Source organism: Pseudomonas syringae group sp. J309-1 (assembly GCF_032582135.1).
In the GTDB taxonomy this organism is placed as follows: domain Bacteria; phylum Pseudomonadota; class Gammaproteobacteria; order Pseudomonadales; family Pseudomonadaceae; genus Aquipseudomonas; species Aquipseudomonas quasicaspiana.
Window position 1 is genome coordinate 127,227 of the sequence record NZ_JAWHNU010000009.1, and the last position, 24,093, is coordinate 151,319.

Below are 24,093 nucleotides of genomic sequence, written 5' to 3' on the forward strand. Positions count from 1 at the left end.
CATGAACCTGAAGCCGCACACAAATCCGTGGGAGCGAATTCATTCGCGAAAGGGCAGGTACATTCGATGTATCTGTGCAGTCAGGAATACCGCCTTCACGAATGAAGCCAACCTATGGGCGGTGCTTGCCCGCAATGAACGGAGACGCGATTTGACTGGCAACCGCGTCCAGACTTATCGCGAGCAAGCTCGGCTCCCACAGAATCTACGCAAATCTGTGGGGCCGAGGTTAGATGGTTAACCGGCCTACCGCACCAAATGCAGGAACTGCATATGGCGTTCGTACTGGTCGAGGATGTCGTTGATGACCTGATCCTTGGTATAACCCACCAGATCGTAATCCTGACTGCCCTCGCTCAGATGCACTTCGGCGCGGTAATAGCGGCGATTGTTCAACTGCTTGGAGCCCATCCCGCCACGCGCAAACGACGGCGTGAAGAAGCCCTTCATCATCACCTGATAAATGAACGGCCGCTCTTCGCCATGGCCGATTTCCAGGCTGACGCTGTCGTTGGCCGGATCAGGCTGAGTGACAACGTTCAGGCCTTTCTCGGCAAACACGGCAGTCACGTCTTCGATAGCCGGGCGCACGGTTTGGTCGAGGAAGCGGTACACCTCGTCTCGCGACGGATAATGCACGGCCTGGCTCAAACGCTGACGCCAACCGCCACGTCGAGCGCCTGACACCGGAGCCAACGAATACAACTGTGCGATCTGACGCTGAGACTCCATGAAGAACGCCTTGTGCAGCCCCCACATCATCAACAGCAGAATAAGCGAGAACGGCAACGACGTCAGCACCACCGCTGATTTCAACGCATCGATGCTGCCAGAGAACAGCAAGCCACTGGTCACCAGCGCAGTCGCCACACCCCAGAACACACGGAGCCACTTGGGACCGTCTTCATCAGCGTTACCGCCTTTGGCCGACAGCGTCGAAAGCACCACGGTGCCCGAGTCCGCCGACGTGACGAAGAACACAAAGCTAATGAACACCGTCACCGCGATAACAGTTTTGCTCCATGGATAGGTTTCCAACAGCAAATAAAGCGTGCGCGACGGATCATCGATAGCCGACTGACCCAGCGCGACCATGCCGTGGTTGAGCACCTGATCGATGGCGCTGTTACCGAAAATCGACATCCACGCCAACGTGAAGCCCAACGGAATCAGCAGTACACCGAACACGAACTCACGAATGGTCCGGCCACGGGAAATACGCGCAATGAACAGGCCTACAAACGGCGACCAGGCAATCCACCAGGCCCAGTAAAACACTGTCCAGCCGCCCAGCCATTCACTGGGCTTGTCGTAGGCATATACATCAAAACTCTTGGTGGTGATCGCCCCGAGGTAATCACCGATATTCTGCACCAGTGTGTTAAGCAAATGCTGAGTCGGGCCAGCAAACAACACAAACAGCAGCAGCGCACAGGCCAGCAGCATGTTGATGTCGGACATGACGCGCACGCCCTTGTCGACACCGGCTATCGCCACCAGGATCGCCGCGCCCATCATCAGCGTGATCAGCCCGACCTGAATCCATTGGGTATGGGGAATATCAAACAGATAATCCAGCCCGGAATTGAGGTGCAAGACCCCAAAGCCCATATCAGCACCGAGACCAAAAATGGTCGCGATGATGCCGAAGCCATCCACCGCATAACCGATGGGGCCATTGATGCGCTTACCGATCAGCGGGTACAGCGCGGAGCGCAGCGCCAACGGCAGATTATGGCGATACGCAAAATACGCCAACGCCATGCCGACAAACGCAAACACACCCCAGCCATGCAGGCCCCAGTGCAGAAACAGCAACTGCATCGCCTGACGCGCCGCCTCAGTCGTGCCACCCTCGCCTTGCGGCGGCTGCAGCATGTGAGTCAGCGGTTCAGAGACACAGAAGAAGAACAGCGTGATGCTGATCCCGGCAGCGAACAGCATGCCCGCCCAGGACAGATAACTGAATTCGGGTTCGTCGTGGTCGGCACCGAGCTTGATCTTGCCGTAACCAGACAAGGCGGTGACCACCACGAAGACCAGATAGATCGTCATCGCCAGCATGTAATACCAGCCGACCGTATTGGCCGCCCAGTTCTGCGCCGCCAGCAACCACTGACCAGCAGTCTCAGGGAAGGAAATGACCAGCACACCGAACAGCAAAATAACCGTCGCCGCGAAATAAAACACCGGCGGATTCATGCGAACCATACCGCTGGATTGGCTAGCAGGTGCACTCATGAGCCATGCACCTCAAGGTCGTAGGCAAAGACAGCAACAAACGGATTAAGCAAGGGTAAGCCTCCTGTTATGAGCGGGCAGCGAACCACCGGTTTTAATTGAACGAGCGTTCAATTAAAACATGGAAGCCCCGCGACGGCTAATCGCGAGGCCGATGGAGGCTGGCTCAAGGGAGGTTATGACGCCCGGTTCACGGGAATCGTTCCGTGGTGGGACCGCTTGTCGGGTTGGGGAATTTGACGGTCCAGCATTCGTTAACGACTCACAACGACGCGGATCCATGGAGTGTGAGTTGAGTCCTATCCAGTACCTTAAAAGCTGTCATTGCTGACACTTGATCAATCCACATACCGAACATGCTGCGCCATCAGGTTTGGCCGTTGAAAAGTGTCGATGGCATCAATGTTGTCCAGCAAATGGTCCAGATGCTGTTTGTACGTCGCGTCATCCATATCGATCCAGAAACGCGGCGGTCGGCCGGTTTGCTGATCGTAGGCAGCGGTGGTTGGATCGAGGTGGCGGAATTCTTCGTAACGCGGCAACTCCGGCAGCGGACCACTAGTGTCCATGTAGTTCTGCAGAAAATCCCACAGCGCGCAGGGCATTTGCCAGCGGTTATCGAGGTTTACCAGGGCGGAGAAGTCGATAACGATGTCCCGGTAACGATGGGCGAGAAACAGTACGTGGTTCATCGAGCCCTGCCGCTCTGCTACGGAAACGATGTAAGCATCGAACTCATAAAATGGGGCTGTCAGCTCGCCGATGGTGCCGCTCTTTTTGTATTCGCCGTTATTTTTGTAATCGAACAGGGTGACGAGACCGGTGCGACGATTCAACTCCCAGATGGGGCCACGTGAGGGTTTAACCCAGAGTTTGGGGAATTTGTGGATGACGAGAGAGCCTATGGCCCAGCAGAGAAGAGGAAGTCCCAGAAACCAAGAAAAAAAGCCTTTAATCAAGTCGAGCGTAACAAACATCCATGGTTCGGGATCCAGATATACCGCTGATATGAGAGCAAACAGCGATGGCACAATCCCAACCAGAAATAGTCCTTTACCAAACATCAAAAGATATAGCCAAAACTGCGATTTTTTTGACCACAACGAAAACCTGAACCGCTGATGGTCATGTCGATCATGAAAGTCCACATGCTCGTAAGGAGCTGGCACATAAGTGCCCGCCGCAATCTTTTCATCACGTTCCTTGAATATCTTTTCCTGAAACCGCAATTTATCCGGCGAGCGCTCCCGCAAGAAATCATCAGGGGCAATGTCTAGCGTGTATCCCCATGGCAAGCGGCGTTTGCCGAAGCGGTTTAACCAGGACCGCTCTTCGGAAGGCAATTGGAAAGGAATATTGTCAGACCGATAGGCTGTCGGGGCGTAGTAAGAGGTCTGCTCTGCCGTCATAGCGAAGTCTTCGCTCTGTGTGTTTTTTCATCAGCCCAGAACAGACGTTCAATGCTTTCAAAATCTGGCTTCGCATAGGACGGTTCGAAGGGCGTTGGGTCCTTGGGGAGTGGGGCGGGAAAGACCCAGATGCGCTGCCCGTCGTTCAAGCTGAACTGGGCACGTACTCGCCATACGTGATAAACCTCGGGCAGGTTCGCGAGAGGTTCTGCCTTGTAAGAAAACGGCGTGTTCACGAACAGTTCCAAGGCATCTGGCCAAAGCCTGTGGGCAACGGGCGTCACATCGAGTTGGGATCTGTTCGTTCTGCTTCGCTCACTGCTTGCTTCGAAATAAACCTCGAAGCTTTTCAGGTTAAGCAGAGCTTTAGTATTTAAAGAACTCGGCCCACCGAATAGCCCGCTCAGATTGCTTTCAATACGAATCCGTGTGTTAGCACTGCGTACTTCGAAGGGCACTGTGTCGCGAAAATCCAGCTTGGCATCAGGCTTGAAATCCGGGTTGCAATCTATGCCGATACGGATGTTGGCCAGCAGGCTGACCAGGTAGTAAAAAGCTGTTTGGGGGTCACGCAGGTGCTCCGCCATGTTGTAGGGATCATCCCCAAAAGGACCTTTTCTCAACCAGTCTTCCACAGAGCTACTGCTAAACATAAAAACCCAGGCGGCCCCTATACCTATTAAAAGCAGACAAGCCCAACCCGCTGGCGATAAACCGAGAAACGCACTGCTACTGACGATGAGACTACCGGCTGCGCCGATAAGCCCGCCAGCGGCCATAAGCAGGTGGCCGATATAGCCATCGTCACCCCATCGGTAGGAATACCAAGCGTCGTAGAGGTTAAGACCGGCGAACAGCAAACCTGCACCGACCTGGCCAAGGAGGCGAGCGCTGATTTTCTTGACCAAGCGATTGCTTAGTGATCCCAGAAGAAACTTGGCGGAGGCTTCTGAGATGGTGAGCAAAGTCTTGCGCCCCGCTGTAAAAACAGATTTGCTACCCGCTACCTTTACAGTGAGCGCCTCCATAGCAATTATGAGATCAAATCCTGCGCCAACGATTCCAGCGACCGCTCTGTACTTGTTTTTTTCTCGGCTGGTTTGTGAATAAGCCTCCAACTCATTCCTCAAATTCCAAAGCTCCAGCCCCACCACTACCCCCGCAAATGGAGTCGAATTCAACACCTCGAAAAACCCGTTATTGCTTAGCCCATTAAGCTGCTTCGCCGCCTTTTCTATAGCGCTTGCCTTTTCAGCCGTATCCGCCGCGCTATCCATCAATTCTTTCTGCCACGCCTCATTGAAGCGCCGATTCGCGTTATGCACCGATATTGCGGTGAGGTGTTGCCCCGGCATGCCCAGCACCTTTCGGTCGGGCGAGAGTATTACCGGCTGCTCGGCATAGCCGTGTCGCTCAGCTGGACTTTTCATTACCTCGTGTTGGTTACGATAAACCCCGTAAGTCTGTGCAGAACGGCTGGGCTGCTCGGGCAAGTCGTCCAGACCGAAGACGTAGTACTCCTTGTGATGGGCCTCGGCCCGGCTCAGGAAATGCAGATCGCCAAAGGTGGCAGGCAGCATGCTGCGCAACTGTGCAACGCCCCGCTGTTGTATCGCAGTACTTGCACGCCAAGGCGTGGAGGATTGCCGGGTGCCCGCCTGCTTCGCTTTATGCAAAGCCTGCTCGGCAGCTTCGACAGCGCCTTGCAGGTTTTCATGGACAGCAATGAGTGCCCCAGCGGCACCTTTGGCAGCTGTCGTGAGCGTGGAGTTGAGATTGCCGCTTTCAAGCAACGTCGCCAGGAACAGGCTGTTGATATCGCCTGGGCTTGTAGGCGGAAGGAAGTTGCTCCGCTCGATTTTCGCCAGCTCAGTGGCGCGAAACTCTCCGTCGCCCTGATTAACCTCAGGCGTACTGGGAGGCTGGTAAGGAGCGCTGAGGTCCTGCTGCTCGACATCCGGCCAAAGCATCAGGTGCAGCGGATGCTCTAGATCGTTGACGACTTTAGCGAGCCAGCGCTGACCGACGCTCTCTTTCGGGCTGTAAAGACTGAGCAGGGTTACGGCATCAGTAATGTCACCACTGACCGCCAATGGATCGTAAGCCGCTGGGCGCAGCGCCAGCGTGACGAACATCTGGCTGATGAAGTAGAGAGATGCAGCATATTTGAACCCGTCCTGGCTCGCGTAATCGGCGAGGCTCTGCTCGGCATGCGGCAACTGCAAACACTCGCAGAGCAGCGACTGGCTCATTTCCAGACTACGCCACAACTGTGTGCGCTCGCCGGTAGCGGTAAAGCGGTTAATGTCCAGTCGACCTTGCTCTTTGAGATGGTCCAGCTGTTGATGCATCGGGTTTTTCTGGCCGCCAATTGACGCGGGCACGATCAACTGCTGGACCAGCAGAGCGCTGCCGTGATGGCCGTACTGTTGCGCCCGCGCGCCACACAATTCCAGTAACTGCTGTTGCTCTTGAATACGAGTGTTCAGATGACGCATCCGGTAGTGCGTATCCTCCAGCATCACGCCGTAGAGATGGCGGTCGCGTGCGTGCGATAACACGTCCGCAGCGGGTGGGTGAGCCTCCCATAGCCCACTGTTGTGTTCCGCCGTCAGCTCAACGATTTGCTCCAGACACTGCGCCCAGGCACCGGTTTCGATGCGCTGCGGATGATAAGCGGCCTTCCCTTCTTCACATGTTTGAACGTGCTGCCGTGCAGCCTTGAAAGCGGTCGTCAGAAATTGCCCACTCAGGTCACACAAATACTGGGCCGGTTGATCGAGCATCCATTCAAAACCAGTCTGCCGGGCCCGTTGCGGCGCTGGAACCGATAAGGGAAAGGCATGCTGCCTGAGGTTCAACCACGTGGTATGAGCGGCACCCGCTTCTGACTGCTTGATGGCGTCAAACGCATCAAAGGCGCTGAACGTTTCGAGCATGGCCGCCCCATCGGGCTTGTCCTGAAAACGCCTGTCGGATGCTTCCTTGAAAACCCTGAGGTCGGGTCGCTGGCAGCGTTGTTTACGCAGTGCCGGATCCTGCTCCAGACGTTTGAGTCGCGCATGATTGAGCTGCACCTCGCTAAAACATAACTCGGCTTCAACGCGCTTATTGTTCCAGTTGGCGGGCAGCCAGATGTCGTCCAGTCCTTTGCCCGTGGCTAGCCGGGCATCATCGGCGTACCCGCCCTCAATGCGGAACTTATCCAGATCGATGTCGTGATAGGTGGTGCCTTCGTCCGTGACCTGAACTTCCAGTTCGCGCCACAGGCGATTACCGAGGAACACATAAATGTAACCAGCGCGGCATAGCACCGGCGTGCCGTGGTCATGGGCACTGTTGATTCCGGGCAGCGCCACGAACGGTAATATCGGGACGATCTGGTTGTGCTGCTGGTCCAGTTGCCGGACTGTGATGCCGACGTCAGGCAGCGGCAACAGAATCGGTGGGCCGTACTCTGATTCAACCTCTAGCATCATCCGATGTCGTGGTTCACCACTCCAGTCCCAGACATGCAACGTGCTTGGAGCACACATAAACGCGGTAATGGTTTCCGGACAAGCCTGAGCGGTAATTGCATCCAGGCGCTTATCGCTTTCGCGTTCATAAATAGCCAGGCGCTGAGTCGCGGGATGATACTTGCCGACCACCTGAACGATGAGTTTATTGATTTCACAGCAAGGGCCACGACTCAGATCGCCGACGTTATGTGCCATCTCAGTTTTCCTGTTCGGTGGAAGTTTTTTGCAGATGCTGCAGCAAGTAGGCAAAACGGGTTTCGTCAGAGCCTTTCGGCAACTCTTGAGGCACCTCAGGCGATGGATGGTCCCGACGCACGTCCAGGTAACGCTCAAGACTGTCAGCCTTTGTAAATCCGTAACGCAGCCCCTCGCCCAGCCACAGCTGGCCATGCGAATAACAAAGGTCACTTTGTTTGAGCCACCACCGGTACAGAAAGTGATCCTGTTGCTGGCATCGAAGGGCCTGTTGTTGATGGCTATCGAGCACGAATTCAAAGGCCAAGGGTTCCCGGTTTTCGCCTTCAGGGCTTTCAAGACTTCGCCAGGAGCGTGCGTTCAAGGCTCCGTCTCCCCATGTTCCGCCGTACCAACTCAAGCGGCTGATAGGTCCAAGCCAGTATTTGAGTGAGTCGGCCTGACAGGCCGGGAAAAAATAGCTCGCGGTGACAGGGTTGGAATACCGCAAAACACCTCTGCCTAGGGCTTCGAAGCGGACAAGCAAAATTTGACGCAGATGAGCCAGTACCGCGACTGTCGGCTGCTCACTCTGGATGATCAAACCAGGCCAATCTTCAGGAGTTTGTTGCACCGCATTGAGCAAGTCCGAGTTTTCATCTGTAGTTACCAGAAGCGGGCTTTGCTCGGTGTAGGCTGCTAATTCAGTGGTGTCGAAAAGCATCGAGAGCTGGGGAGCGCCTATCTTTCGATATAGCTGTGGCAGAACTGAATTCGTACGTTCAAGCAGTAACCAGGTGTTCATCACTGCCCCCCTTCGCGCAATTTTCTTGCACAAGGGCAATGCGTCAATGGGCACTCCATCGGCGTTTTGCCTTCAGGCTTCTGGCAAAGCTCGACAATCGGGGTGTCGCCCACCAGTAGCTCAGGAAGCGCCAGACTTGAATGATCTGCCGCAGACTTGGGCGCAGTGATTGCCGCTTGCTTGTCCAGCGACATCGGCAGTGATGGAACCGCAGGCATACCCGGCACCGGAACCCCACCCAACAAAATCGGCACGCTGGTAAAAATCCCCGCAGGAGTGATCGATATCCAGTGACCACCCGCCTTGATCGTCGTACTCAACGTAGCGTCTATGACCATGTTTTGCCCGGCGGCCAGGTGTATTTCCTGCGCGGCGCTGACCAGATGATTAGCCGCGCTGATGTGCTGATTACCGACCACCGTCAATGAGTCATCGGCCAGCACCTGGGTTTTGCGTGCCCCATGCGTAAGGTGGTGTTCTTCGCCATGCAGCTCGTGGCTGGACAGCCCGGTCACGTTCACCTTGCGCTGGTTATCCACCTGGATCGACTGATCGTTGAGCACATGCTCAGACCAGTTGCGTTGAGCGCGGATGGAAATGGATTCAGCGCCTTTGCGGTCTTCAATGCGCAGTTCGTTGAAACCTGCGCCGCCTGGGCTGCTTTGGGTCTTGAGCACGGTCTGGGTGTTCTGCACAGGCAGGTTCAGCGGCGCTCGCGTACCAGCATTGGGCAGACAGGCCTGCACGTAAGGCTGGTCGGGATCGGCTTCGAAGTAACCCACGATCACTTCCATGCCGACTCGAGGAATCATCACCGTGCCGTATTGCTCATGGGCCCAACCGGTGGCGACCCGCAGCCAGCAGCTGGAATGCTCGTTACGCGAGCCTTCACGATCCCAGAAGAACTTGACCTTGATCCGCCCATAGTCGTCGCAGTAGATCTCTTCGCCGGGCGGACCTGTAACTACCGCATGCTGGCTGCCTAAAACCCTTGGTTTGCGGTGCTTGAGCGGTGGACGAAACGGCACCTTCCCGGGGATGGCTTCAAAACGATTGCGATAGCCTTGAGTAAACGCTCCCGATGTCCGAGGCATCGACTCCTCCAGCACCTGCGGCTGTTTACCCTCATGGAACACCGACGTCAGCAACCACTGCTGGCTCCACGCCGGATTGGGATGTGTCAGTTCAAACAAGTGGCCACTGACCAGCGCACTTTGGTCACTCGAACCACTGGCTAACCGGACATCACTGCGGTTTCGCTCAAATGCCTTTTGCGCCTGACGCGTACCGACGCTGAGATCCGTGAACGGCGCCGGATACTGATAATCCTCCAGTTCCTTACGACCATCGCCGCCCGCACTGCTGAGCAGGTCCACCTGGGGCAATTGAAAGTGATAGGTCTGATGGCTGGCCTTGCCCGAGCGCGTGGCGAGTCGCACGTTGAATCTGTTGATAACCGACGCGGCTGCAACCTGTCCGCTGCTTTGCACATAGGCGACTGCTGGCTTTAGCACCGGCAACTGAATAGGGTCGTCTGCAAACACCAGCAAATGCTCGTCAGGGCTGTGCTGGAAGTGAAAGTGGATGCCCTCTTCTTCGCACAGCCTGCGCACAAAATGCAGGTCGGTTTCCTGATACTGGGTGCAGTAATCACGGTGTTTGGAGGGCTCGCGCAATCTGAACGCAAACCCGTTGCTGAAAACGGCGTGATCCTTGAGGACCAGCGCGATGATTTCAGGAACGGTCTTGCCCTGAAAGATCCGATGATTGCTGCGGTATTCCAGACGCTTGAGGCTGGGCACCAGTTGCATGAAATAGTGGGTAAAGCGCTTGCCGGAATCACCCTGAGCGATTTCGCCGATCTGCCCGTGAAGACCATTACCGTCAGCGTCGAACCTCAGAAACGCCAGTCGGTGCAGCACGTCTTCCAGCTTGAGATTGGCCCGTTCGCTGACCAGTTCGATGCGCACACTGAACGGACGGCTGATGGATTCCTTTGCCGTAAAGGCCAGCACTCGAAAGTCATGCTCAAGCCCGGCAATTTCCAGCGTGAACGAAGCGCGGTTGGCGGGGTTGAACATGGGCAAGTCCTTGGCCTGAATAAAAGGCGGGACTTTGCACTAACGCTCAATAACAAGAAGTCGGATGCTGCGAACAGCATCCGTAGGATTTATCCCTATTAACAGGCGACAAAACATCAGAGGCCGACAGCTACTTCTGACTCCCATCATCCTGCTGCAACAAATTCGCCTGCGTAAGGTTGCAACCCGCTGGCACGCTACGCGTCAGCCAGACGTTGCCGCCAATAGTCGAACCTTTACCAATCGTGATGCGGCCCAGAATCGTGGCACCCGCGTAAATAACAACGTCGTCTTCGACGATGGGGTGGCGGGCGTGGCCTTTTTGCAGTTGGCCGTCTTCGTCCGCCGGGAAGCGTTTGGCGCCCAGGGTGACGGCCTGGTAGATGCGCACGCCCTCGCCGATGATGGCGGTTTCGCCGATGACGACACCTGTGCCGTGGTCAATGAAGAAGCTCGGGCCGATCTGCGCGCCGGGGTGGATGTCGATGCCGGTGGCGGAGTGGGCAATTTCCGAACTGATCCGTGCGAGCAGCGGCAAGCCTGCGCGATACAGATGGTGGGCGATGCGGTGGTGGATGACGGCGAGGATGCCGGGATAGCACAGCAGCACTTCATCAACGCTGCGCGCCGCCGGATCACCGTGATAAGCGGCCAGCACGTCAGTGTCGAGCAGCTTGCGCATCTCCGGCAAGGCACGGGCAAAGCCCTGAATCAGATCCAGTGCCTGTTTATCGAGGGCTCGAACGTCTTCGGAGCGCTGATGGGCCACGTAGCGCAGCTCCAGCCGGGCTTGCGCCAGCAACGCGTTAAGGGCGACATCAAGGGTATGACCGACATAGAAGTCTTCACTCTCTTCGCGAAGATCCACTGGCCCAAGGCGCATGGGGAACAGCGCGCCGCAGAGCGCTTCAAGAATGTCGCGCATGGCGGCGCGGGAGGGCAGTTCGCGGCCGCCATGCTCACCGCTGACCCGCTTGTTACGTGCCCGCCAATCATCACGCGCGGAGCGCAGTTCACTGACGATCTGCTGCAACTGCCAGTGACTGGATCGGCCTTCGGCGGATGCCTCTGGGGTATCACTCACGCTGACTCTCCTCGATTCGGGATACGGCTTTCTAGTGGTGGCCGCTGATACGGCCACTCTACGGCAAAGATTTCAGGCGAAAAAATAACAATTTGAGTAGGCCTTCTCCTCTGAGGGCATAAGCAGTGAGAAGTTGCCCTGTAGGAAGTGTCTGCTTATAGTCCTGCGACTCTCTGTACGGCTTACTTATCCTCATGATCAAACAACAGCTCGCTCAATTTAATCGCCTGGACTTGATCGGTGCTCCAACGTCACTGGAAAAACTGGAGCGCCTGTCGGTCTGGGCGGGCCGCGACATCTATATCAAGCGCGATGACACCACGACGCTGGCTCTGGGCGGCAACAAGGTTCGCAAGCTGGAGTACCTCGCCGCCGATGCGCTGGCGCAAGGGGCTGACACGCTGATCACAGCCGGTGCCATTCAGTCCAACCATGTGCGTCAGACCGCTGCCCTGGCCGCCCGCCTGGGTCTGAGCTGCGTGGCTCTACTGGAAAACCCCATCGCTACCGAAGACAGCAGTTATCTGCACAACGGTAATCGCCTGCTGCTGGATCTGTTCGACGCCAAGGTCGAGATGGTGGAAAACCTCGACAACGCCGACGAGCAATTGCACGCACTCGCCGCCCGCCTGCGTAACAGCGGCAAAAAGCCTTATCTGGTGCCTATTGGTGGCTCCAGCCCGGTTGGAGCACTGGGTTATGTGAAGGCAGGCTTTGAACTGGCCGAGCAGATCAAGCAGACCGGGCTGGATTTCGCCGCGGTCGTGCTGGCCTCCGGTAGTGCCGGTACTCATAGCGGTCTGGCCCTTGCCTTGGCCGAAGCCTTGCCGCAGTTGCCCGTCATTGGTGTAACGGTGTCGCGCCCTGAAGAGACTCAGCGGCCGAAAGTGCAAGGCCTCGCCGAGCGCACTGCCGAGTTGATGGGCGTCACGTTGCCCGACGCTTTTAAAGTGGAGCTATGGGACGAGTATTTCGGCCCGCGCTATGGCGAACCCAATGCCGGCACTCTGTCAGCTATAAAACTTGTGGCCAGTCATGAAGGTCTGTTGCTGGACCCGGTCTACACCGGTAAAGCCATGGCCGGGCTACTGGATGGCATCGGCCGTGGACGTTTTGACGACGGCCCGCTGATTTTCCTGCACACCGGTGGTGCTCCTGCGCTGTTTGCTTACCCGGATGTGTTTGCGTAAAGGCTCAATACCTGACGCTACTTTTGTAGGAGCTGCCGAAGGCTGCGATAGCGGAGTGTCAGACATTGAGCTTCGCAGCCTTCGGCAGCTCCTACAAGAACGCGATTGATTATTCAAAAATCGAATATTAATCAGGTTTTTAGTTATTTTGAACCATAACCAGCTGCTTCTATGATCGCCGCCAGCACGGATCAAAGCGCTGAAAAAGCTGGATAAACATCCGCTGCCAACGTAGCGTTCGTCAGGTCCGATTCTTGCCTGAAACCAAACAACTTAAATGGGGCTCGTCATGATTATTTCTGCCATTCGGCGCACCGTTCTGCTTTCCACCCTGGGCCTGGTGCTCGGCTCCGCCTTGATGGGTCAAGCGGTTGCGGGTGAGCAACTGGATCAAATCAAAAAGGCTGGCACGATCAAAGTCGGCCTTGAAGGCACCTACCCTCCGTTCAGCTTCCAGGATGAAAGTGGCAAGCTGACCGGTTTCGAGGTCGAGTTCTCCGAAGCGCTGGCCAAAGAGCTGGGCGTCAAAGTGCAACTGCAAGCGACCCCATGGGCGGGCATCCTGGCGGCGCTGGAGTCCAAGCGTCTGGACGTAGTGATCAACCAGGTGACCATCTCCGAAGAGCGCAAGAAGAAGTATGACTTCTCCGAGCCCTACACCATCTCCGGTATTCAGGCGCTGGTGCAGAAGAAAGATGCAGACAAGTTCAAAACCGCAGCCGACCTCAAAGGCGCCAAAGTGGGCGTAGGTCTGGGCACCAACTACGAGCAATGGCTCAAGGAAAACGTGCCAGCCGCCATCGTCAAAACCTACGACGATGACCCAACCAAATATCAGGACCTGCGTGTCGGTCGTATCGACGCCATTCTGGTCGACCGTCTGGCCGCACTGGAGCTGATCGCCAAAACCAAGGACAGCCTGGCTGTTTCCGGCGAACCCTTCTCCCGCCAAGAGTCCGGCATTGCCATCCGTAAAGGCGAGCCTGAACTGGTTGCGGCCATCAACAAGGCCATCGAAAAACTGCGCGCTGACGGCACGCTCGCCAAGCTGTCGCAGAAGTACTTCCAGGCTGACGTGACCAAATGATTGAAGAGGGTCTGAAGCTTGCGCTGGACTCCGCGCCCTTTCTTATAAAGGGCGCGTACTACACGATATTCCTGAGCCTGGGCGGCATGTTTTTCGGCCTGCTGCTGGGCTTCGGGCTGGCGCTCATGCGCCTGTCACCGCTGATGCTGCTGCGCGGCATCGCTCGGGTTTACGTGTCGTTCTTCCGCGGCACGCCGCTGCTGGTTCAACTGTTCATGATCTATTACGGCTTGCCGGAGTTGGGCATTGAACTGGACCCGCTGACCGCTGCGCTGATCGGCTTCTCGCTGAACATGGGTGCGTATGCCTGTGAAATCCTGCGTGCCGCGATTGCCTCGGTGGATCGTGGTCAATGGGAGGCTGGGGCAAGTATTGGCATGACCCGCGCGCAGATCATGCGCCGGGCCATTCTGCCTCAGGCCGCCCGCACTGCCTTGCCGCCACTGGGCAACAGCTTTATCTCGCTGGTCAAAGACACCGCGCTGGCGGCCACTATTCAGGTGCCGGAACTGTTCCGTCAGGCACAACTGATCACCGCCCGCACCTTCGAAATTTTCACCATGTACCTGGCCGCCGCCTTGATCTACTGGATCCTCGCCACGGCGCTTTCGTACCTGCAGAATCGTCTGGAAGAGAGAGTCAACCGCCATGATATGGAGTCTTGAACATGATCGTGGTTGAAAAGCTCACCAAGGAATTCAAGGGTCAACAAGTGCTCAAAGGTATCGACCTGAAGGTCGAGGCCGGCGAAGTCGTAGCGATCATCGGCCCTAGCGGTTCGGGTAAAACCACCCTGCTGCGCTGCCTGAATTTTCTCGAAGAACCCACCAGCGGCAAGATCATCGTGGGCAACATCGAAATAGACGGCAACCGCCCGCTCAGCAAGCAGCAAAGCCTGATTCGAGAACTTCGTCAGCACGTGGGTTTTGTGTTCCAGAACTTCAATCTGTTCCCGCACCGCACCGCGCTGGAAAACGTCATCGAAGGCCCGGTGGTGGTCAAGAAGATGCCGCGTGAAAAGGCGTCCGAACTGGGTCGCAAACTACTGGCAAAAGTAGGACTGGCAGGCAAGGAAGACGCCTACCCGCGGCGTTTGTCGGGCGGTCAGCAGCAACGCGTGGCCATTGCTCGCGCCCTGGCCATGGAGCCGGAAGTGATTCTGTTCGACGAACCCACTTCTGCGCTGGACCCTGAGTTGGTAGGTGAAGTGCTGACGGCTATTCGCGCCCTGGCTGAAGAAAACCGCACCATGGTCATCGTCACTCACGAAATGAATTTCGCCCGGGACGTCGCTAACCGTGTGGTGTTTATCGACAAGGGGGTGATTGTCGAGCAAGGCGACGCGAAGGAGCTGTTCGCCAACCCGCGCGAAGAACGGACACGGCAATTTCTGGAGCGAAGCAGGAACTGATCCTACAAAGCACAGAGCAGAAACCTGCGCCTTCTGGCGCTGTTCCTGCTGGCTTTACATTTGTACATCAATCAATCGATCAAACCCGTCGTTGATGCACTTTCAGAATCGCTAAAAAATCATCTAAAAACCTGAACAGACGCCCTCCTCTGATCCCACTCAATGAAATAGAGAGGGCAGCGGCTGGGGGCTCAATTCTTTTACCTGGTCGGTCGGCTAGCAGGTTTTCATCCTTCGTAAACATAACTGTTTATTTCCTCAAGTAGGACGGACCAAGCCGATACGGTCAATAGTTCGACGAAACCTTGTAGGAAGTATCTTATTTATTCGTACACGCCTAGGTCAATCCATTAGCGCCTTGACAGATAAGCGCAAACGACATTAGCTCAAGAACAACAGAAACTTCTAACGCCCTCGAATAGTTGCAAGCGGCATTTACCGACACTTTGTAATGCTTCCCATAAGCTCGAACTATACGTTAACTATCCACAGGTTGAACTCGAGGTGCACAGCAATGACTCCAGCAATAAATTTGTTACAACTACCAATGATCAACTTAATGACGACGGGCATTCAGACATGACTTACACACTTGGCAAAACAGGCGGTCTAAAACTGTTCCCACCTTACGTCCCACAGGCCCACAGGCATGGTGTCGGCATTCGCGCGGCTGCCCATTTGCTGGTCAACATCGACCCTTACCCGGACATGGACGCAGGCGACCTGATCGAGTTGTACTGGGGCGGTTGTTACGTCGCGTCGAAAGTTCTGGATGAGTCCGATATTGGCTACACCATGGTTCTGCGAGTACCGGAAAGCTTTCTGCAAAGCGGCACTGTCAAGACCTACTACCGGCTGATGAAGATCGGCGGCGCGCCCATTACCTCGCCCTGCCGCAGGCTGAGAGTGAAGCTGGACATGCCCGGCGGGCTGTTGATCAATGACAGTTGCGAAGAAAACCAGGGGCTTGCACCGGTCTGCCTGCCGGACGCTGTGATCAGGAACGGGCTGGTTACCAGTGACGTCAAAAAAGGCCTGCCACTGTCCATCGAGCCCTACCTGAACATGGCCCCTTGCGATGAAATTACTCTGCGCTGGGGTGATCTGCGCATGGATCTGGAACCCCTGGATGCCGATAACGTTGGTAAACCCGTCAAGCTGATTGTGCCCGCCACCTTGATTCGCGAGGCGGGTGATGAGCCGCAACTGGAGGTGACGTATTGCGTTATTGATCGAGTCGGTAATAACTCTCGCTGGGCACCGCCACGGGAAATTAGCGTCAGTACTCTGGATAATCGCCCCGGGTATGATTGAACACTTTTTAATACCAGCCAATATGCGAAGTTTTCAAAGCTTCGTGTATTGGCCTGCTCGCTCTACAAGCGCGAACTGCCTCACAAACCCACTATTCCCAAGACAATTCCTACAGCCAACTGCATATTCCCCTACAAGCATACTCATAACATATACAAACAACTGACTAGGCTTATCTGAACGACCTGTCGTCATTAGGGACATACGTTCATGAAAGTCAGTAAACCCATAAAACTATGCATTCTAATTGTGCTGCTTGGCTCATGCCTGACTTACGCACAAACCGTCTGAGAAGGCATGATTTAGTCTTCTATGCTTATTCCAAAAAATTCGTATATTTAATTTTTTAGTCGCCTTAGGGTATATGCACCGGACCACCGGACATCGTGTTTTTTCTTCGCCTTCTTTGGAGGGCGTTTTTGCGAGGTTCGAATGGTCGCTTCAACGTCTCACACCCCCTTGGCTGAGCACGGCTCGGATATCGCGCCGCCATTGCACCCTGCGCGGATATTACAAAATGACGCCCAGGCAATCGAAGCCGCCTATGTATTGGCTGCACAAGCCCGCTTGGAGGCTGCCGAGCGCGATGCTCAGCGCTCGCTCCCCTGGCAGCAGATCGAAGCATTCACCCGCAGCGGCCTGGGCAGTATTTCTATCCCGCGTGCGTATGGCGGGCCGCAAGTCTCGTTCGTGACCATCGCTGAAGTCTTCAAAATTATCTCCGCAGCAGACCCGGCGCTGGGCCAAATCCCACAGAACCAGTTCGGCATCATTCATCTGCTGTTGGGCAGTGCCTACGAGCAGCAGAAAAGAGCCTTGCTCAAAAGCGTGCTGGACGGCTGGCGGATCGGTAATGCCGGGCCTGAGCGCGGCACTAAAAATACCCTGGAGCTGAAGGCTCGTATCACTAATCACAAAGGACGTCTGGTCCTGAACGGCCAGAAGTTCTACTCCACCGGCGCCCTGTTCGCGCATTGGGTCGCGGTCAAAGCATTGAACGACCAAGGTCAGCAAATCATGGCCTTTGTGCCGCGCGGCAGCTCAGGCTTGAGCATCGTCGATGACTGGTCGGGCTTCGGCCAACGCACCACCGCCAGCGGCACGGTCCTGCTGGAAAACGTAGAGGTGCACAGCGAACTGGTGGTCGAAAACTGGCGCCTGGCACTGACACCCAATATTCAGGGCGCAGTCTCGCAATTGATCCAGGCGGCCATCGATGCAGGCCTTGCCCGTGGCGCCATCGACGACACCATCGAGTTTGTGCGCGAGCGTTCGCGCCCTTGGGTTGACGCTCAGGTAGAGCGAGCCAGCGATGACCTGTATGTGATCGCCGACATCGGCAAACTCAAGCTGGAACTGCATGCAGCAGAAGCACTGCTGCGCGAAGCGGCGAAAGTCCTGGATGAGGTCAACGCCGGTCCCATCGATGAATTCTCGGCAGCACGCGCATCAATCGCAGTGGCCCGCGCCAAAGTCCTGACCACTGAAGTGTCACTGCTGGCCAGCGAGAAACTGTTCGAACTGGCTGGCAGCCGCGCCACCCTGGCCGAGTTCAACCTGGACCGGCACTGGCGCAACGCTCGCGTCCACACCCTCCATGATCCCGTGCGCTGGAAATACCACGCCGTCGGCGCATGGCACCTGAACGGCACCCTGCCCGCCCGCCATTCGTGGATTTAAACCAGACCACTGGAGTACAGCGTTATGAGTTTGCATTCCCCACTGCGGGACCGTGCGGCCCTGATCGAAAACGATCAACAGGCCCTGCACATTGCTCAGGAACTGGCCGCCCACTTCAAACGTGAGAGCGCGGCACGTGATCAGGAGCGTCGCCTACCCCATGCAGAACTGGATCTTTTCAGCGCCTCCGGCCTGTGGGGCATCAGCGTGCCCAAGGCATTTGGCGGCGCGGGCGTGTCAAACGTCACGCTGGCAAAAGTCATCCGCCTGATCGCCGAGGCAGATGGGTCTTTGGGGCAGATCCCGCAGAACCATTTCTACGCACTGGAAGTACTGCGCGTTAACGGCAATGCCGATCAACAGAAGCGCCTGTATGCCGAAGCGTTGGCCGGGTTGCGTTTCGGTAATGCACTCGCAGAGTTAGGCACAAAGACAGCCCACGATCGCACCACTCGCCTGACTCGAGACGGCGAAGGCTATCGCATCAACGGCCGCAAGTTTTACTCCACTGGCGCACTGTATGCGCAACGTATTCCCACTTCAGTGATCGACGAAAATGGCGTCCAGCAGTTGGCATTCGTGCCCGCTGACAGTGAAGGCCTGACCGTCATCGACGATTGGAGCGGCTTCGGTCAGCGCACCACCGGCAGCGGCTCAGTGGTGTTTGAAAACGTCTATGTGGATGCCCGCGATGTCGTGGCATTCCAGAGCGCTTTCGAGCGCCCGACCACCGTTGGGCCATTGGCACAGATTCTTCACGCAGCCATCGACACCGGTATCGCCCGCGCCGCCTTCGAAGATGCCCTGCATTTCGTTCGTACCCGCACCCGCCCATGGATCGATTCCGGCATCGAAAAAGCCGTGGACGACCCACTGACCCTCAGCAGCTTTGGCAAACTCAGCATTCGCTTATTCGCCGCCGAAGCATTACTGGATCGCGCCGGGGAAATCCTTGATATCGCTCAGGCCGACAGCAATGCCGATAACGTCGCAGCCGCATCGATTGCCGTCGCCGAAGCCCGCGCGATCAGCACTGAAATCTCGCTCGCTGCTGGTAGCACGCTGTTTGAACTGGCGGGCAGCCAGGCAACTCTGGCCGAACATGGCCTTGATCGGCACTGGCGCAACGCGCGCGTCCATACGCTGCACGACCCGGTACGCTGGAAGTACCACGCCATCGGTAATTACTACCTCAATGACAAGAATCCTCCGCTGCGGGGGACCATTTGATGGCGAAGAAAAAGATCCTGCTCAATGCCTTCAACATGAACTGCATTGGCCACATCAATCATGGTTTGTGGACTCACCCACGGGATAACTCGAGCCAATACAACACACTCGAATACTGGACCGAACTGGCACAGCTGCTGGAGCGCGGCCTTTTCGACGGCCTGTTCATCGCCGATATCGTCGGCGTGTATGACGTCTATCAGAACTCGGTGGATGTGACGCTCAAAGAGTCCATCCAGTTGCCAGTCAACGACCCGTTGTTGCTAGTGTCGGCGATGGCTGCGGTCACTAAAAACCTCGGCTTCGGCCTGACCGCCAACCTGACCTACGAAGCGCCTTATCTGTTCGCCCGACGCATGTCGACGCTGGATCATCTGAGTCGTGGTCGGGTGGGCTGGAACATCGTCACCGGTTATCTGGACAGCGCTGCGCGGGCCATGGGCCTGACCGAGCAGGTCGAGCATGACCGTCGCTACGATCAGGCCGATGAATACCTGCAAGTGCTCTACAAACTCTGGGAAGGTAGTTGGGAAGACGACGCGGTCATCAACGACCGCGAGCAGCGGGTTTATGCCCGCCCGGACAAGGTGCACAAGGTTCAACACAAGGGCGAGTTCTATCAGGTCGAGGGATATCACCTGTGTGAACCCTCTGCTCAACGTACGCCGGTCCTGTTTCAGGCAGGCAGTTCGGAGCGCGGCCTGCAGTTCGCCGGGCAACATGCCGAGTGCGTGTTTATCAGCGGCCAGAACAAGACGGCGACCCGGGAGCAGGTCGACAAGGTCCGCGCCAGCGCCGTCGCGGCCGGGCGCAATCCGCAAGACATCAAAGTGTTCATGGGCCTGAACGTGATCGTCGGCAAAACCGAAACCGAGGCGCAGGCCAAGCTTGCGGAGTATCGCGAATTCGCCAGCGCCGAGGCCGGTGTCGCGCATTTTGCCGCTTCAACCGGCATCGACTTCTCTCAGTACGAGCTGGATGAGCCCATTCAGTACGTGAAGAGCAACGCCATTCAATCAGCTACCAAAAACCTCAAAAACAACGACTGGACGCGGCAAAAACTGCTCGACCAACACGCCTTGGGCGGACGCTACATCACCCTGGTTGGCTCGCCTGAACACGTCGCGGACGAGCTGGAGTCGTGGATCGCCGAAACCGGCCTGGACGGCTTCAACCTGACCCGCATTGTCACCCCGGAAAGCTACGTGGATTTCATCGATTTGGTGATCCCCGAACTGCAAAAACGCGGCTCATACAAAACCGCTTACGACACCGGCAGCCTGCGCGAGAAGCTGTTTCCAGAAGGCGGCGCGCGATTGCCAGAGCGGCATGTCGGAGCCAGTTACAGATCCCGCTGATGGCGTAGATCCTGTGGGAGCGAGGCTTGCCCGCGATGGCCTGAAAACCCAATCGCAGGCAAGCCTGGCTCCCACAATGGAATGCGTTCAAACCAAACAAACAACACAACTAACCCCTGCAACACACCGGACATCCGCCATGAAAAAAATCATCAGCACCCTGGCCCTGAGCCTGTTAGCCCTCACCGCCCATGCCGCCGACGCGCCGCTGAAAGTCGGCACCACCGCGGCGTTCGCCATTCCCCTCGAGGCCGCTGTTCAGGAAGCCGCCAAGCAAGGCCTTAAGGTCGAGCTGGTGGAATTCACCGACTGGATTGCACCCAACGTCAGCCTAGCGGCGGGCGATATCGACGTGAACTACTTCCAGCACATTCCGTTTCTGACCAATGCCAAAGAAGCCGCCGGGTTTGATCTGGTGCCGTACGCGCCGGGGATCATCAACAACGTCGGCCTGTACTCCAAGAAGTACAAAAGCTTCGATGAACTGCCAACCGGCGCCACCGTGGCCATCGCAAACGATCCGATCAACAGCGGTCGCGGTCTGCAACTGCTGGCCAAGGCTGGCTTGATCACCCTCAAGCAAGGCGTGGGTTACAAGGCCACCGAAGAAGACATCGTCGCCAACCCGAAAAAAATAAAGATCATTCAGGTAGAGGCCGTACAACTGGTTCGCGCCTATGACGACGCTGATCTGGTCCAAGGCTACCCAGCGTATATTCGCCTGTCGAAAACCTTCGATGCAGAATCGGCGATTCTCTTTGATGGTCTTGATCACCCGGAATACGTCATCCAGTTCGTGATCAAGCCGCAAAGCAAAGACGATCCACGCCTGGCTAAATTCATCGACATCTATCAGCACTCGCCAGTCGTGCGCGCCACCCTGGACAAGGTCAATGGCAAGCTCTACCAAGCCGGTTGGGAAGGTTGACATGAATGCATCCGTGCAACGCCAACTGCCACTCGAAACCACGGGCGCAGCGCATTCGGCAGCCAAGGCCGAACTGCACGCCGAACTAAATCGCGCGCACGTGCGATTCATCAATCTGGGTAAAACCTATCAGGGTCAGCAAGGCCCCGTCGATGCGCTGCAAAACACCGATCTGGCGATTCAGAAGGGTGAAATCTTCGGCATCATCGGCCGCAGCGGTGCCGGCAAATCCTCGCTGATCCGCACTATTAATCGCCTGGAACAACCCAGCAGCGGGCGGGTGCTGATCGAACAGACTGACATCGGCGAGCTCAACGAAGACAAGCTGGTGGAGCTGCGCCGTCGCATCGGCATGATCTTCCAGCACTTCAACCTGATGTCAGCCAAAACGGTGTGGCAAAACGTCGAGCTGCCCCTCAAGGTGGCAGGCGTACCCAAGGAACAGCGCCAGCGCAAAGTCACCGAGCTGCTGGAACTGGTGGGCCTGCAGGACAAGCACAAGGCATACCCGGCGCAATTGTCTGGCGGCCAGAAACAGCGTGTCGGCATTGCCCGCTCACTGGTGCATGACCCGGCTATTCTGCTCTGCGATGAAGCCACTTCAGCGCTGGACCCTGAGACAACTCAATCGATCCTCGGTCTGCTGCGCGAGATCAACCAGCGCCTCGGCCTGACGATCATTTTGATCACCCACGAAATGGCCGTGATCCGCGATATCTGCGACCGCGTTGTGGTCCTTGAGCAGGGCCGCGTTGTCGAGCAAGGCCCGGTTTGGCAAGTGTTCGGCAACCCGCAGCATGAGGTGAGTAAAACCCTGCTAGCACCTCTGCAACACGGCTTGCCGGAAGACTTGCGGGCACGACTTGCTGCCGAACCGCAAACGCCAGACGCCAAAGTCGTGCTGGATCTGCACTTCACCGGTGACAGCGGCGAAGAGCCTGATCTGGCTGCACTGTTTGCGGCCCTGGGTGGCCGCGTCAGTTTGCTACAAGGCGGAGTTGAACGGATTCAGGGACATGCGCTGGGCCACCTGCTGCTGTCGGTGACAGGCTCGCCGCACAGCATCGACACACTGTTGAGCCAGGCGCGCAAACAGGCGCAACACGCGGAGGTACTGGGCTATGTGGTTTGATCGCTTGCTGCAAGGCGCCATCGATACCTTCCTGATGGTCGGCGTCTCGTCGTTCATCGCACTGGTGCTGGGCATTCCGCTGGCAGTCATTCTGGTCACCAGCGGCAAAGGCGGGATTTATGAAGCGCCCGCACTGAATCAGGTACTGGGCGGCTTCGTGAACCTGTTCCGCTCCATTCCGTTTCTGATCCTGATGGTGGCGCTGATTCCGTTCACCCGGATGATCGTCGGCACCACGTATGGCGTCTGGGCTGCCGTGGTGCCTCTGACCATTGCTGCCACGCCATTCTTTGCGCGCATCGCGGAAGTCAGCTTGCGTGAAGTCGATCACGGGCTGATCGAAGCCGCGCAAGCCATGGGCTGCCGCCGCTGGCACATCATCTGGCACGTGCTGCTGCCTGAAGCGCTACCGGGCATTGTCGGTGGTTTCACCATCACGCTGGTGACCATGATCAACTCCTCGGCCATGGCCGGTGCGATTGGCGCGGGCGGGTTGGGGGACATCGCTTACCGTTATGGCTATCAGCGCTTCGATACCCAGATCATGCTGACCGTGATCGTGCTGCTGGTGATTCTGGTCGCCGTCATTCAACTGGGCGGCGATCGTCTGGCCAGAGGTCTGAACAAGCGCTGAGTGAGTTATATTTGGCGCCTCACTGCTCAGACAGACTCGCCATGAAGCTCCAAGCGCAAGACCTCGCACAAATCACCGACCAAACTCTCGGCCACTACAACCAGGTGGCCGAGGACTTCCGCGAAGGCACCCGCGACCACGACGTCAGCCAGAACATTGCCGCACTGCTGCGCCATATTGAAGGCCAGGCACCGTGGCAGATCCTGGATTTCGGCTGCGGGCCAGGGCGCGACTTGAAGACCTTTAGCGCCATGGGTCATGTCCCGGTGGGCCTGGACGGCTCCGAACGCTTCGCTGAAATGGCTCGGGCTGAAACGGGCTGCGAAGTCTGGCAACAAAACTTCCTTGAGCTGGACCTGCCTGCCAAGCGCTTCGATGGCATCTTCGCCAACGCCGTGCTGTTTCACATCCCCAAGCAGGAACTGCCCCGTGTGCTGGGTGAACTTCATGCCACGCTAAAACCGGGCGGAGTGCTGTTCAGCTCTAACCCACGTGGAGACAACCAGGAAGGCTGGAACGGCCCACGGTATGGCTCGTATCACGACCTGGAATCCTGGCGCGAGCTACTCAATGCAGCAGGGTTTGTGGAGTTGGAGCATTACTACCGGCCAGCAGGGTTGCCGAGAGAACAACAGCCTTGGTTGGCGAGTGTTTGGCGCAAGGCTTAACACCGAGTCGCCCCTATCGCGGGCAAGCCCAGCTCCCACAGCAACCGCATTCCAGCCAGATAAACGCGATTCCTGTGGGAGTGGTCCCGGTATCCCTGACACCGCGCTGTCGCGCAGCAAACGGGTGACCTGTAGGAGCCAACTTG

At 56.8% G+C, this 24,093-nt stretch carries 16 protein-coding genes and 1 pseudogene; 12 read left to right on the plus strand and 5 right to left on the minus strand.

Annotation, left to right across the window (positions count from 1 at the left end):
* Window positions 1-246: 246 nt before the first annotated feature.
* The 5 genes from betT to epsC form a co-directional block, all read right to left on the minus strand.
* Window positions 247-2,202 (minus strand): choline transporter BetT, encoded by a 1,956-nt coding sequence (betT, locus tag RX972_RS07885; RefSeq protein WP_206361689.1) that lies wholly within the window; start codon window positions 2,200-2,202, stop codon window positions 247-249.
* 377 nt (window positions 2,203-2,579) lie between these two features.
* Entirely contained in the window at window positions 2,580-3,650 is a 1,071-nt protein-coding gene (locus tag RX972_RS07890) for a hypothetical protein (RefSeq protein ID WP_263269678.1), read from the minus strand.
* Window positions 3,651-7,367: 3,717 nt separating this feature from the next.
* Entirely contained in the window at window positions 7,368-8,150 is a 783-nt protein-coding gene (locus RX972_RS07895) for a DUF4123 domain-containing protein (RefSeq protein ID WP_316873882.1), read from the minus strand.
* Window positions 8,150-10,231 carry a type VI secretion system tip protein TssI/VgrG gene (tssI, locus tag RX972_RS07900; protein WP_316873828.1) on the minus strand — a complete coding sequence of 694 codons (2,082 nt, stop codon included), beginning with the start codon at window positions 10,229-10,231 and terminating at the stop codon, window positions 8,150-8,152. Before tssI ends, RX972_RS07895 begins: the two co-directional genes overlap by 1 nt.
* Before the next feature lie 130 nt (window positions 10,232-10,361).
* A complete protein-coding gene (gene epsC, locus RX972_RS07905; protein WP_099269177.1) occupies window positions 10,362-11,315 on the minus strand; it encodes a serine O-acetyltransferase EpsC in 954 nt (317 codons plus the stop codon).
* A 194-nt stretch (window positions 11,316-11,509) separates the two neighbouring features.
* Here epsC and RX972_RS07910 point away from each other — a divergent pair, with 194 nt between their 5' ends.
* The 12 genes and pseudogenes from RX972_RS07910 to RX972_RS07965 all read left to right on the plus strand — a co-directional run bounded on the left by RX972_RS07910 (window position 11,510) and on the right by RX972_RS07965 (window position 23,947).
* Window positions 11,510-12,505 (plus strand): D-cysteine desulfhydrase, encoded by a 996-nt coding sequence (locus RX972_RS07910; protein WP_316873832.1) that lies wholly within the window; start codon window positions 11,510-11,512, stop codon window positions 12,503-12,505.
* Between the two features lie 289 nt (window positions 12,506-12,794).
* Window positions 12,795-13,592 (plus strand): cystine ABC transporter substrate-binding protein, encoded by a 798-nt coding sequence (tcyJ, locus tag RX972_RS07915; protein WP_099269179.1) that lies wholly within the window; start codon window positions 12,795-12,797, stop codon window positions 13,590-13,592.
* A complete protein-coding gene (tcyL, locus tag RX972_RS07920) occupies window positions 13,589-14,257 on the plus strand; it encodes a cystine ABC transporter permease (RefSeq protein WP_316873834.1) in 669 nt (222 codons plus the stop codon). Before tcyJ ends, tcyL begins: the two co-directional genes overlap by 4 nt.
* Window positions 14,258-14,259: 2 nt before the next feature.
* Window positions 14,260-15,003, plus strand: a complete 744-nt coding sequence (tcyN, locus tag RX972_RS07925; protein ID WP_027899903.1) for an L-cystine ABC transporter ATP-binding protein TcyN — start codon at window positions 14,260-14,262, stop codon at window positions 15,001-15,003.
* Between the two features lie 579 nt (window positions 15,004-15,582).
* Entirely contained in the window at window positions 15,583-16,317 is a 735-nt protein-coding gene (locus tag RX972_RS07930) for a hypothetical protein (RefSeq protein ID WP_099269203.1), read from the plus strand.
* A 432-nt stretch (window positions 16,318-16,749) separates the two neighbouring features.
* Entirely contained in the window at window positions 16,750-17,997 is a 1,248-nt protein-coding gene (locus tag RX972_RS07935) for an SfnB family sulfur acquisition oxidoreductase (protein ID WP_316873837.1), read from the plus strand.
* Window positions 17,998-18,021: 24 nt separating this feature from the next.
* A complete protein-coding gene (locus RX972_RS07940; protein ID WP_231676466.1) occupies window positions 18,022-19,227 on the plus strand; it encodes an SfnB family sulfur acquisition oxidoreductase in 1,206 nt (401 codons plus the stop codon).
* Window positions 19,227-20,585, plus strand: coding sequence for an LLM class flavin-dependent oxidoreductase (locus RX972_RS07945; protein ID WP_316873841.1), 1,359 nt, complete (start codon window positions 19,227-19,229; stop codon window positions 20,583-20,585). The genes RX972_RS07940 and RX972_RS07945 overlap by 1 nt, the downstream gene beginning before the upstream one ends.
* Before the next feature lie 190 nt (window positions 20,586-20,775).
* Window positions 20,776-21,513, plus strand: a pseudogene (locus tag RX972_RS07950) (MetQ/NlpA family ABC transporter substrate-binding protein); the annotation flags it as partial.
* 1 nt (window position 21,514) lies between these two features.
* The gene (locus tag RX972_RS07955; RefSeq protein ID WP_316873843.1) at window positions 21,515-22,645 is read left to right on the plus strand and encodes a methionine ABC transporter ATP-binding protein; all 1,131 of its coding nucleotides are present in this window, start codon (window positions 21,515-21,517) and stop codon (window positions 22,643-22,645) included.
* Entirely contained in the window at window positions 22,635-23,279 is a 645-nt protein-coding gene (locus RX972_RS07960; protein WP_027899910.1) for a methionine ABC transporter permease, read from the plus strand. The genes RX972_RS07955 and RX972_RS07960 overlap by 11 nt, the downstream gene beginning before the upstream one ends.
* Window positions 23,280-23,320: 41 nt before the next feature.
* Window positions 23,321-23,947 (plus strand): class I SAM-dependent DNA methyltransferase, encoded by a 627-nt coding sequence (locus tag RX972_RS07965; RefSeq protein WP_316873845.1) that lies wholly within the window; start codon window positions 23,321-23,323, stop codon window positions 23,945-23,947.
* The last annotated feature ends 146 nt before the right edge of the window (window positions 23,948-24,093 follow it).